This window comes from Marinospirillum alkaliphilum DSM 21637 (assembly GCF_900119735.1).
Lineage (GTDB): Bacteria > Pseudomonadota > Gammaproteobacteria > Pseudomonadales > Halomonadaceae > Marinospirillum > Marinospirillum alkaliphilum.
On sequence record NZ_FPJW01000002.1, the window covers coordinates 217297 to 229121 of the forward strand.

Consider the following 11825-nt stretch of genomic DNA (forward strand, 5'->3'; position numbering starts at 1 on the left):
AGGTTAACGTTATGAATCGAAAGTCAGTCAATGATCAGTGGTGGCAGGGATTTGATCAGATCATCCACTGCTTTCATCTGTTGTAAAAAGGGTTCCAGTTTATCCAGCGGCAGGGCGGAGGGACCATCGCAACGCGCCTGATCGGGATTGGGATGGGCTTCCAGAAACAGCCCGGCAATGCCCTGACTGAGCCCGGCGCGACCCAGTTCGGCCACCTGTTGGCGGCGGCCGCCACTGGCTGTACCGGTGGGATCACGCATCTGCAGGGCGTGGGTGACATCAAAAATGATCGGAGCATTGCCGCTGACCTTTTTCATCACGCCGAATCCCAGCATGTCGACCACCAGGTTGTCATAACCAAAACAACTGCCACGCTCACAGAGCATCACCTGATCATTGCCGCACTCAACAAACTTTTCGACCAGGTTGCCAACCTGAGCCGGTGACATGAACTGAGGCTTTTTGACATTGATGGGTTTGTTGGTGACGGCCATGGCGCGTACCAGGTCGGTCTGGCGCGCCAGAAAAGCCGGTAGCTGCAGGATGTCCAGCACCTCGGCTGCAGCAGCAGCCTGATCGATTTCATGGATGTCACTGATGACAGGAACATCAAAGGTGTTTTTGATGTCCTGCAGGATTTTTAAACCTTCTTCCAGACCCGGGCCACGAAAGGAGTGGATTGAGGAGCGGTTGGCCTTGTCAAAGCTGGCCTTGAACACATAAGGAATGCCCAGTTTTTGAGTGACCGTGACATAGTGCTCGGCAATGGCCAGCGCCAGATCTCTGGATTCCAGTACATTCATGCCGCCCAGCAGTACAAAGGGGCGATCATTGGCCAGGGTCAGGTTGGCAACCTGAATCTGCTGCTGGCTCATGAGGCACTGCCGGTCTGTTTGCGCTCAGCCTTGTGTGCCAGTGCCGCATTCACAAAGCCGGTGAACAGTGGGTGACCGTCGCGAGGTGTGGAGGTGAATTCCGGGTGGAACTGGCAGGCCACATACCAGGGATGATCCGGCAGCTCGATCATTTCCACCAGTGCCTTGTCGGCGCTGCGACCGGAGATGATCAGGCCGGTTTTTTCCAGCTCACCGATGAACTGGTTGTTCACTTCATAACGGTGACGATGACGCTCCACAATGTTTTCTGCCGCGTAGGTTTCACGCGCTTTGGTACCCGGCTCCAGATGGCAGACCTGAGCACCCAGGCGCATGGTGCCACCCAGGTCGGAGTTGGTGTCACGGGTTTCAATCTTGCCTTCCGGCGTCAGCCATTCAGTGATCAGACCAACCACCGGGTGCTGGGTGTCCAGTGTGAATTCGGTGGAGTTGGCATCGGTCCAACCCGCTACATTGCGGGCAAATTCAATCACCGCCACCTGCATGCCCAGGCAGATGCCCAGGTAAGGAATCTTGTTTTCACGGGCAAATTTTGCCGTGAGAATCTTGCCTTCCACACCGCGCTCACCAAAACCACCGGGAATCAGGATGGCGTCTTTATCGGCCAGACGATCAGTGCCTTTGCGCTCGATTTCTTCCGAGTCGATGTAATCAATTTCAACCTTGGTGCGGGTTTTGATACCGGCGTGCTGGATGGCTTCAATCAGCGATTTGTAAGCGTCCAGCAGCTCCATGTACTTGCCGACCATGGCAATTTTCACGGTTTTCTGTGGATTGAGCTTGGCATCCACCACCTGCACCCATTCTGTCAGGTCTGCGGGTGGGCATTGCAGGCCAAACTTGCTCACCACGATGTCGTCCAGCCCCTGTTCGTGCAACATGCCGGGAATGCGATAGATGGTATCGGCATCAGGCAGGGAGATCACCGCGTTTTCATCCACATTGGTGAACAGCGCAATTTTACGGCGCTCGTTGCTTTCGATTTCAACATCGGAACGGCAGATCAGGATATCGGGCTGGATACCAATCGAGCGCAGCTCCTTGACCGAGTGCTGGGTCGGTTTGGTTTTGGTTTCACCGGCAGTCTTGATGTAGGGCACCAGGGTCAGGTGCATGAACAGGGCGTGTTGAGAGCCCACTTTGACGCGCAACTGGCGAATGGCTTCCAGGAAAGGCAGTGACTCGATGTCACCCACAGTGCCACCCACTTCCACCAGTGCCACGTCATACCCTTCTGCACCTTCCACTACGCGACGCTGGATTTCATCAGTGATGTGCGGCACTACTTGTACAGTACCACCCAGGTAGTCACCGCGGCGCTCTTTGCGCAGCACATGCTCATACACCCGGCCGGTGGTGAAGTTGTTCTTCTGAGTCATGCGCGAGCGAATGAAGCGCTCGTAGTGCCCCAGATCCAGGTCGGTTTCTGCGCCATCTTCAGTGACAAACACTTCACCATGCTGGAAAGGGCTCATGGTGCCGGGATCCACGTTGATGTAGGGGTCCAGCTTCATGATCGTGACCTTCAGGCCACGCGCTTCCAGAATGGCCGCAAGGGAGGCGGAGGCGATGCCTTTTCCAAGGGAAGAAACCACACCACCAGTCACGAAAATGTAACGCGTCATGAAAACCGTCCGAAAAATAGATCAGGTTCCGCCCCTTCAGGGCCGGAACAGAAAACAGGGAGGAAAAGCTTTTAGATGGGAGCGCAGTTTAACAGAACGACTTGAAAATCCAAAGCAGGAAAGTGCTCACAACTGCCGTTGCCAACCCGTCGCTACCAGCAGGTCACTCACGGCCACCAATTGATCCTGATGCCAGATGAAAGGCAGTTGTTGGCGCTGCCAGGGTGGCAGGTTCAGTTCCTGCAGCAGGCGTTTGACATCCCGCTGGCCACGTTGAGCCAGCTTAATGGATTCACCGCCCTGGCGTGACCGCACAGTCAGTTTGATCGGGTGGCTGGTATCCGGCAGCAGACTTGAAGTTTCTGGCCTCAGTTGCAGCGACAGGCATCTGCCATCAGGCAGCCATAAGGGTGTCTGACCATCCCAGTCGACCTGCCAGTCGGTTGGCAGTGGCTGAAAATGGCTGGCCAGCGCAATGAACAATCTCTGCCGGAAGCGACGGGCTTCGGTACGGCAATCACCTTCACCCCAGCCCAGTAACGGGCTGGCGTCGTTCCGTGCACAGCAAAGGCGTTCGAGTTCGTCCCAGTATTGATGACCGGGCAGGGGCAGACTGTGTTGCTGCAGCCAATGGCGCAGCAGGTTGATGCGCCGGTGTCTGGAAAAGGACATCAGTCCGGTCAGATCCAGGCTGTGTGCATCAGCCTTACAGGTTTGCAGATCCAGCTCAGCCAGTTCCTGTTGCAGTTGTTCACTCTGTTGTGCCAGTTGGGTCACGCGCAGCAGATTGTTTGAGGTAGCAGGGAAGCGAGCCTGAAGCTGTGGCAGGATTTGCAGGCGCAGAAAGTTACGGTCAAAGTGAGTCTGCTGGTTGCTTTCATCTTCAATCCACTGCAACTGAAGGCTCAGGGCAAAGGCTTGCAATTCTCTACGCGGAATGTCCAGCAAGGGACGTAACAGACGACCTGCTCCCAGTGCTCGCTGTTGTGGCATGCCACTTAATCCCTGGGTACCGGCACCACGCAACAGGCGTAACAGCAGTGTTTCCACCTGATCATTCTGATGGTGGGCTTGCAACAGGATTTCTCCGGGTAACAAGACTTGTTCAAAAAAACGGTAACGGGCCTTGCGTGCGCGGTTTTCCAGACTGGCGCCGGACTCATCCCTGATCTGAAGTCGGCTGAGTGTCAGTGGCAGATTCAGTGATTGGCAGACATCAGTGCAGAAACTGGCCCAGTGATCAGCCTGAGGTGAAAGGTTGTGATGGGCGTGCAGGGCTCTGATCTGCAGTTCAGGGCGTATCTGACCCAGTTGATGTGTGAGTTCCAGCAGGACACGTGAGTCCATGCCACCACTGAAGGCTACACCAAGGTGTTTGGCATTGGGTGGCAGGCATTGCTGCAGGTGTTTCAGGAGTGCATGCATGGCTGCAGGGACAGGTCAGAACAAATGTCAGAGCCAATGAAAGAGGCGGCACTGGCCGCCTCGGGTGTTGCTGTCAGCTGTTTCAGCCCAGCTCCTGCAATGAGGAGTAGCTCATCAGGCGCTGGTAACGCCGTTCCAGCAGGGCATCAGTGTCTTTCTTGTCAAGCTTGTTCAGTGCTTGCAGCAGGGCAGTGCGCAGGCTGGCCACCATCTGCTCAGGGTTGCGGTGAGCACCACCCAGGGGTTCGGGGACCAGCGTATCAACCAGTCCGAGCTCTTTCAGGCGACCGGCAGTCAGGCCCATGGCTTCTGCCGCTTCGGGAGCCTTGGTGGCACTCTTCCACAGGATGGAAGCACAGCCTTCCGGTGAAATCACCGAATAGGTGGAGTATTGCAGCATCATCAGTTCATCACAGACACCAATGGCCAGAGCGCCACCGGAACCACCTTCACCAATCACTGTGGCAATGATCGGGGTTTTCAGGCGGGACATCACCGCCAGGTTAAAGGCAATGGCTTCGGACTGGCCGCGTTCTTCGGCATCAATGCCGGGGTAAGCGCCGGGGGTGTCGATAAAAGTCAGGATCGGCATCTTGAAGCGTTCAGCCATTTCCATCAGGCGCAGGGCCTTGCGGTAACCTTCTGGACGCGGCATACCAAAGTTACGACGCACCTTTTCTTTTACGTCACGGCCTTTCTGGTGGCCAATCACCATCACCGGGCGACCTTCCAGGCGAGCCATGCCACCAACAATGGCGGCATCGTCAGCAAAATGACGATCACCGTGCAACTCATCAAAATCATCAAACATCAGATTGATGTAGTCCAAGGTGTAAGGACGCATCGGATGACGGGATAACTGGGAAACCTGCCAGGAGCTGAGGTTGGAAAAAATCTGTTCAGTCAGCTTGTAGCTTTTTTCCTGCAGACGGCTGATTTCATCGCTGAGATTGACGTCTGAGTCGTTACCTACCAGACGCAGTTCTTCAATCTTGGCTTCCAGGTCGGCAATGGGCTGTTCAAAATCGAGAAAATTCAGGTTCATGGTGTTTTAAACGGAATCAGGAAGGAAAATTTGCCGCAACTATAGTCGAAAGCGGCCCCGGACTCAAAAATTATGCGGTAATTTTTTGCTGATGGTTGGTGTTTTCACCTTCATTCAAGTAAACCAGGTGTACGGCATCCCGCCCCAGCTGCTGCATCAGCTCTTCCAGCAACTGCTCGCTGGGTACCACACGCCAGTGGTCTGCTGGGCGTAACCAGGCCTGGCCATCACTGCAGGTGTAGTGAATCTGCACTGGCAGTCCTTCACCTTGCAGGTGGTATTTTTGTAAGCTCTGGGCCAGCAGTTCGGCCTGTTGCGGTTGAAAGCTGGCTTCGTGGAAGCGGATTTCCAGTGCCTTGGCAAACTTGCTGCGCGCTTCGGCAATCGGGGTGATGTCCTTGCAGCGCATGGCCAGGCCACCGGTGAAACTGTCTTCCCGGACTTCGCCTTCAATGATCAGCAGGGCATCTTTCTGCAATTGTTGCCGGTAACGTTCATAGTCTTCACCGAATACGGAAATCTCGATGCGCCCGGAGCGGTCATCCAGGGTCAGGAAGGCCAGGGTTTCTCCCCGCTTGTTTTTCATGGTGCGAAACGCCACCACCAGCCCGGCAATGCGCTGGGGTTCGCGGGATGCTTGCAGGCTGGCGATCTTGCGGCTGACAAAGCGCTTCAGTTCCTGCTCGTATTCATCAATGGGATGACCGGTCAGGTACAGGCCGAGAGTATCCTTTTCTCCAGCCAGGCGTTGTTTTTCAGTCCATTCGGGTAAATGACGGTAAGCGGCATAAGGGTCAGTGGTGCCAGTCTTGTCATCTGCCTCAGCGGTTAATTCACCAAACAGATCCATCATGCCCAGGCTGGCGTTGCGATTGGCCTGGTCAGCAGCCTTGACGGCATCTTCCAGTGCCGCCATCAGCAGGTGGCGACCCTTGGCCAGTTGATCCAGTGCGCCGCTGCGGATCAGTGCTTCAATGCTGCGCTTGTTCAGGCGTTTCATGTCGACCCGCTGACAGAAGTCAAACAGGTCAATGAACGGACCGCCGGTATCCCGGGCTTCCACGATGGCTTCCACCGGGCCTTCCCCAACCCCCTTGATGGCACCCAGACCGTAGATGATTTCCTGTTCCGAGCTGACGGCAAAACGCCAGCTGCCCTGGTTGACGTCCGGCGGGGTGATGTTGAGCCCCATGGCGCGACACTCCTCCACCAGCATCACCACCTTGTCGGTGTTGTTCATTTCGGTGGACAGTACTGCTGCCATGAAGGCTGCCGGGTAGTGGGTTTTTAACCAGGCCGTCTGGTAGGAAACCAGACCATAAGCAGCCGAGTGGGATTTGTTGAAGCCGTAACCGGCGAATTTTTCCACCAGATCAAAAATTTGCCCGGCCAGTTCACGATTGACGCCATTTTTTTCCGAACCATCAAGAAAGATGCCACGCATCTTTTCCATTTCTTCCGGTTTCTTTTTACCCATGGCACGACGCAGCATGTCGGCGCCGCCCAGAGTGAAACCGGCCAGTACCTGGGCAATCTGCATGACCTGTTCCTGGTAAAGGATGATGCCATAGGTGGGCTCCAGTACCGGCTGCAGGGATTCGTGCTGGTAATCGGGATGGGGGTAGGCAATCCTGGCCTGACCATGTTTACGCTGGATGAAGTCGTCCACCATGCCGGACTGCAAGGGGCCGGGGCGGAACAGGGCCACCAGAGCGATCATGTCTTCCAGGCAGTCGGGTTTGAGCTTTTTGATCAGCTCTTTCATGCCGCGGGATTCCAGCTGGAACACTGCGGTGGTTTCGGCCTTCTGCAGCAGCGTGTAGGTGGGCTTGTCATCCAGCGGAATAGTGGTGATGTCCAGTGGCGGCTCACCCTTGCGGGCACGCAACCGGTCAACGTCGCGGATCGCCCAGTCAATGATGGTCAGGGTGCGCAGGCCCAGGAAGTCGAACTTGACCAGTCCGGCTTCTTCCACATCATTTTTGTCAAACTGCACTACCAGTCCCTTGCCTTCTTCGTCGGCCAGCAGCGGTGAAAAATCAGTCAGTTTGGTGGGGGCAATCACCACCCCGCCGGCATGTTTACCGGTACCGCGGGTGATGCCTTCCAGCTCGCGAGCCATGGCCCAGACTTCGTAACCCTCCTGATCCAGGGCTTCCAGTTCCTGTTCGGTCAAATCACGTTCGCGGGTGGTCTGGTAGGCCTGCTCCAGCGCCTTGAGTTCCTCGACTTCGGTAGCAGCTTTTTCGAGTGTCATGCCGACTTCAAAAGGAATCAGCTTGGACAGGCGATCACCAACCGCGTAGGGCTTGCCCTGGGCACGAGCCACATCCCGCACCACCGCTTTGGCGGCCATGGTGCCGAAGGTGACGATCTGGGAAACAGCGTTGCGACCATAGGTTTCTGCAACATAGTCGATGACTCGATCACGGCCATCCATGCAGAAGTCGATGTCAAAGTCCGGCATGGAAACTCGTTCCGGGTTCAGGAAGCGCTCAAACAGCAGGCTGTATTCCAGCGGGTCCAGATCGGTGATATCCAGTGCATAGGCCACCAGTGAGCCAGCACCGGAGCCACGGCCCGGTCCGACGGGCACGCCGTTGTTTTTGGCCCAGCGAATAAAGTCCATCACGATCAGGAAGTAGCCGGGAAACCCCATCTGCAGGATGGTGTCCAGCTCAAAATCCAGTCGATCACGATACTCTTTTTCGATTTCGGTGAAGTTTTCCGGCCTGGGGTTGTAAAGTTTGTCCAGTCGGCGGGTCAGGCCTTCGTGGGACAGTTGCCGGAAATATTCATCCTGGGTCATGCCTTCGGGGATGGGGTATTCCGGCAGGAAGTATTTACCCAGTTGCACATCCACGTTGCAGCGTCGGGCAATTTCCACGCTGTTGGCCAGGGCTTCCGGCAGGTCGCTGAACAGATCGGCCATTTCTTCCGGGCTTTTCAGGTATTGTTCTTCGGTGTAGCGTTTTTCCCGGCGCGGATCATCCAGAATACGGCCTTCGCCGATGCAGACCCGGGTTTCGTGCGCCCAGTAGTCCTTGCGATCCATGAAGCGCACGTCATTGGTGGCGACCAGTGGGCAGTTGTATTGCTGGGCCAGAGCGAGGCTGGCATGCAGGCATTCTTCATCACCGGCACGGGCGGTGCGCTGCACCTCCAGGTAAAAGGCATCAGGAAACACCTGCATCCAGTAACGTAACCACTCTTCAGCCTGGCCGGTGTGGCCGGCTAGTAGTAACTGACCGATCTGTCCTTCTCTGGCCCCTGATAAGGCTAACAGTCCTTGCGGCTGAGCGGCGATCCATTCGGCTTTCAGGCGGGGCTGCCCCAGGTGCTGGCCCTCCAGCCAGGCACGTGACAGGAGTTCAGTGAGGTTACGGTAGCCGGTGTTGTCCATGGCCAGCAGGGTCATGCGCGCCGGGGGTGCATTTTCTTCCAGTGGCTCCAGCCAGATGTCACTGCCGATGATGGGCTTGATACCGGCACCCTGGGCGGTCTTGTAAAACTTGACCAGTGCAAAGAGGTTGCTGTCATCAGTGACGGCCAGGGCTGGATAGCCCAGCTTTTCAGTCTGTTTGATCAGCGGTTTCAGTCGCACCAGTCCATCGTGCAGGGAGAACTCGGTGTGCAGGCGCAGGTGGACAAAGGTGGTCGGCATGGGATTCCGGCAGCGGGTTGATCAAAAGACCTATTCTAACCAAAAGGGAACAGGCTGTGCGAAAATGGCTGATCGTTGATGGGGAGTTTTGTCATGACAATGATTTCCGATGCAGCTGAAACCCTGTCCGGGAAGGTTGCGGAGCTGGCCTTGCATGATGTGCTGGCTGCCATTCCTGCCGGTCTGGTGATGCTCGATACCCGTGGGCGAGTCAATCAGGCCAATCCTGCTGCACTGGCGCTGCTGGGTGAGCCCCTGTTGCAGGAAAGCTGGCTAAACGTGGTGCAGCGGGTGTTTGCGCCGCGCAGTGATGATGGTCACGAAGTATCCTTGAAGGATGGGCGGCGGGTGAGTTTGTCGATCAACTCCCTATCAGCCAGTGGTGGCCAGTTGATTCTGTTGCAGGACCTGACTGAAACCAGGCGTTTGCAAGAACAGCTGGCGCGCCATGAACGGCTGTCATCGATGGGGCATATGGTGGCATCCCTGGCACATCAATTGCGAACACCCTTGTCAACGGCCTTGCTGTATGCCGGGCACCTGCAGAAGGAAGGGCTGGAGGCAGAGCAGCAGAAAAAGTTCGCGACAAAACTCAAGGGACGATTGCAACACATGGATCAGCAGATTCGTGACATGCTGATTTTTGCCAAGGGTGAAACCCGCATGGCACGACGTATTTCCCTGACGGAGTTGGTGAATGCCTTGCAGGAGGCTGTACAGCCGGTGATTGAGCGGCATCAGTTGCGGTTCAGTTGGGAGGTGCAATCGGTTGATGGTGAGCTGGTGGCCAGCCTGGATTCACTGGTGGGTGCGCTGCTGAATCTGGTTAATAATGCCGTGGAGGCGGTCAGTCCGGCACCGGGCATCACCCTGCACCTGGAGGTGGTGGACGATCTGCCGGGTTTTGAAGGGGCGCACCTGTTATTGTGTGTGGCTGATGATGGCCCCGGCATTGATGAGGACAAGGTTCAAAAAGCCCAGGAGCCTTTTTATACTACCAAGTCTCAGGGTACCGGATTAGGTTTGGCCATCGTGCGTGCTGTGGTGGAAGCCCATCAAGGGCGTTTTTGGTTGCAGTCCCGCCCTGGACAGGGTGTGCGAGCCTGGATTGCCTTGCCGATGGAAGGTGGTTTACTGAATAGTGGAGCAGAAGATGCAGCAGATACTGATCGTTGAGGATGATGCGGACCTGCGGGAAGCGCTGGAAGATACCCTGGCGCTGGAGGGTTGGTCTTACATCTCGGCTGGCAACGGTCAGGAAGCCTTGTTGCTGTTAAAAAAACAGCCGGTCAGCCTGATTGTTTCCGATGTCAGCATGCCGGTGATGGATGGGCATCAACTGCTGGATTCGGTGCGCGAACACTGGCCAGGGATTCCCATGGTGCTGATGACTGCCTTCGGCTCAATTAATCAGGCCGTTGAAGCCATGCGCCGGGGCGCAGCGGACTATCTGGTCAAACCCTTTGAGCCGGATGTGCTGGTGAAAGTATTGCGTCCCCTGTTGCAGTCGCGTCCTGCGGCAGGTGTTGAATCTGATGGGCCAGTAGTGGATGACCCGGCCAGTCGAGAGCTGCTGCAACTGGCTGCACGAGTGGCTAAAAGTGACGCCTCGGTGATGATTGGTGGTGAATCGGGTACTGGTAAAGAGGTGCTGGCGCGCTATATTCATATGCAGTCTCAGCGGGCTGATAAGCCCTTTGTGGCCATCAACTGTGCGGCCATACCGGAAAGTTTGCTGGAAGCAACCCTGTTTGGTTATGAGAAGGGGGCCTTTACCGGGGCTAATGCCAGCACACCGGGCAAGTTTGAACAGGCGGACGGCGGTACCCTGCTGCTGGATGAAGTGACCGAAATGCCACTGGAATTGCAGTCCAAGCTGTTAAGGGTGTTGCAGGAGCAGGAAGTGGAGCGGTTGGGTTCGCGCAAGACTCTGAAGCTGGATGTGCGGGTATTGGCAACCAGCAACCGCAATTTGCGTCAGGCGGTAACGGATGGGGTGTTTCGTGAGGACCTCTACTACCGCCTGAATGTGTTTCCGCTGGCCTGGCCCCCGCTGCGGGAGCGGCTGGGAGATATACTGCCGCTGGCGCGAGCCTTGTTGGTCAAGCATGCTCAGCGTATGGGTGTGGCTCGTGCTCCGGAAATTCATCCTGATGCTGCTAAAATGCTAAAGCAGCATAGCTGGCCAGGTAATGTGCGTGAGCTGGAAAACGTGATGCAGCGAGCGTTGATTCTGGCGGGTGGTGACCCGATCACCCCGCGGAGTCTGGTTATTGAGCAGGTGGCAGTACCCGTGACGGGTGTGCCAAAGCCTGAGCTTTCAGGTGGTGGTGGTGAAGATTTGCGTGAAGACCTCAGGGAGCAGGAATATCGCATGATTCTGGATGCACTGCGTCTGGAAGGTGGTAAGAAAAAAGAGACTGCTGAGCGGCTGGGAATCAGTCCAAGAACGCTGCGCTACAAGCTGGCGCGAATGCGGGAAGAGGGTTTTTTGCAGGAAGGGTGATGAAGTGTAATCATGGGTGTGGATGCTTACATTTCGAAACATATCAGATCAGTATTTACCGATAAATTGTAGGCGCTTGGTGTAGTCACGCGTCAGGCTTTTCGGTAGAGTAAGCAAGCTGCGCCCTTATTGCAGTCGGGTGTCTGTGGCTGTATGCAGGGGATGCAAACAAAAAAACATTCAAAACAGCTTTGGCACATGCATAAATGTAACATTTTTTTAATGCGTGCTGAGGCAGATGGGTAACCAGGGTAGGCCGGAATGATAGAACGCGCTGACATATCAGGTGTGCTGATGCAAATTCGCTCGGCACAAGGCCAGATCAATTCGGGTTTTTCTTCATCTGTAGGGCAGGGGCCACTCGTGCACGGCTTGCGCGAAGGTGTTACTGGTCCTGCAGGCGTGCAGGACTCTTTGCCGGTCAAGGAAGTACCGTCTTTTGCCAGTCTGCTCAAACAGGCCATCGATAATGTGAATGGTCATCAGCAGACAGCCAACGATCTGCGGACTCGCTATGAACTGGGAGATCCGGATGTTGATATCGTGAACGTGATGATTGCCTCACAAAAGGCAACAGTGGCTTTTGAAGCCATGTCACAGGTCAGGTCACGGTTGGTTGGTGCCTACCAAGAAATCATGCGGATGCCGATCTGATCACCCTGGT

The 11825-nt window shown here is 55.8% G+C and carries 8 protein-coding genes; 3 read left to right on the top strand and 5 right to left on the bottom strand.

Annotated elements, in window-relative coordinates; all coding sequences use genetic code 11:
• Positions 1-23: 23 nt before the first annotated feature.
• The 5 genes from kdsA to dnaE form a co-directional block, all read right to left on the bottom strand.
• A complete protein-coding gene (kdsA, locus tag BT114_RS04270) occupies positions 24-875 on the bottom strand; it encodes a 3-deoxy-8-phosphooctulonate synthase (protein ID WP_072325101.1) in 852 nt (283 codons plus the stop codon).
• Entirely contained in the window at positions 872-2521 is a 1650-nt protein-coding gene (locus BT114_RS04275; RefSeq protein WP_072325102.1) for a CTP synthase, read from the bottom strand. Before BT114_RS04275 ends, kdsA begins: the two co-directional genes overlap by 4 nt.
• 126 nt (positions 2522-2647) lie before the next feature.
• Positions 2648-3946 (bottom strand): tRNA lysidine(34) synthetase TilS, encoded by a 1299-nt coding sequence (gene tilS, locus BT114_RS04280; RefSeq protein WP_072325103.1) that lies wholly within the window; start codon positions 3944-3946, stop codon positions 2648-2650.
• 82 nt (positions 3947-4028) lie between these two features.
• A complete protein-coding gene (gene accA, locus BT114_RS04285) occupies positions 4029-4991 on the bottom strand; it encodes an acetyl-CoA carboxylase carboxyl transferase subunit alpha (RefSeq protein WP_072325104.1) in 963 nt (320 codons plus the stop codon).
• A gap of 70 nt (positions 4992-5061) precedes the next feature.
• Positions 5062-8655: a DNA polymerase III subunit alpha gene (gene dnaE, locus BT114_RS04290; RefSeq protein WP_072325105.1), complete on the bottom strand. Its 3594-nt coding sequence runs from the start codon at positions 8653-8655 to the stop codon at positions 5062-5064.
• Between the two features lie 93 nt (positions 8656-8748).
• On the opposite strand from dnaE, the gene BT114_RS04295 reads away from it, so the two are divergent.
• The 3 genes from BT114_RS04295 to fliE all read left to right on the top strand — a co-directional run bounded on the left by BT114_RS04295 (position 8749) and on the right by fliE (position 11815).
• Positions 8749-9831, top strand: a complete 1083-nt coding sequence (locus BT114_RS04295; RefSeq protein WP_177247041.1) for a sensor histidine kinase — start codon at positions 8749-8751, stop codon at positions 9829-9831.
• Complete coding sequence (locus tag BT114_RS04300; RefSeq protein WP_072325107.1) at positions 9809-11161, top strand: sigma-54-dependent transcriptional regulator; 1353 nt, start codon at positions 9809-9811, stop codon at positions 11159-11161. Before BT114_RS04295 ends, BT114_RS04300 begins: the two co-directional genes overlap by 23 nt.
• A gap of 261 nt (positions 11162-11422) precedes the next feature.
• Positions 11423-11815 carry a flagellar hook-basal body complex protein FliE gene (fliE, locus tag BT114_RS04305; RefSeq protein WP_072325108.1) on the top strand — a complete coding sequence of 131 codons (393 nt, stop codon included), beginning with the start codon at positions 11423-11425 and terminating at the stop codon, positions 11813-11815.
• Positions 11816-11825 lie beyond the last annotated feature (10 nt).

Excerpts from the sequence above, each read along its gene's own strand:
- kdsA (WP_072325101.1), bottom strand. The coding sequence starts at position 875 with ATGAGCCAGCAGCAGATTCAGGTTGCCAACCTGACCCTGGCCAATGAT.
- BT114_RS04275 (WP_072325102.1), bottom strand. The coding sequence starts at position 2,521 with ATGACGCGTTACATTTTCGTGACTGGTGGTGTGGTTTCTTCCCTTGGA.
- tilS (WP_072325103.1), bottom strand. The coding sequence starts at position 3,946 with ATGCATGCACTCCTGAAACACCTGCAGCAATGCCTGCCACCCAATGCC.
- accA (WP_072325104.1), bottom strand. The coding sequence starts at position 4,991 with ATGAACCTGAATTTTCTCGATTTTGAACAGCCCATTGCCGACCTGGAA.
- dnaE (WP_072325105.1), bottom strand. The coding sequence starts at position 8,655 with ATGCCGACCACCTTTGTCCACCTGCGCCTGCACACCGAGTTCTCCCTG.
- BT114_RS04295 (WP_177247041.1), top strand. The coding sequence starts at position 8,749 with ATGACAATGATTTCCGATGCAGCTGAAACCCTGTCCGGGAAGGTTGCG.
- BT114_RS04300 (WP_072325107.1), top strand. The coding sequence starts at position 9,809 with ATGCAGCAGATACTGATCGTTGAGGATGATGCGGACCTGCGGGAAGCG.
- fliE (WP_072325108.1), top strand. The coding sequence starts at position 11,423 with ATGATAGAACGCGCTGACATATCAGGTGTGCTGATGCAAATTCGCTCG.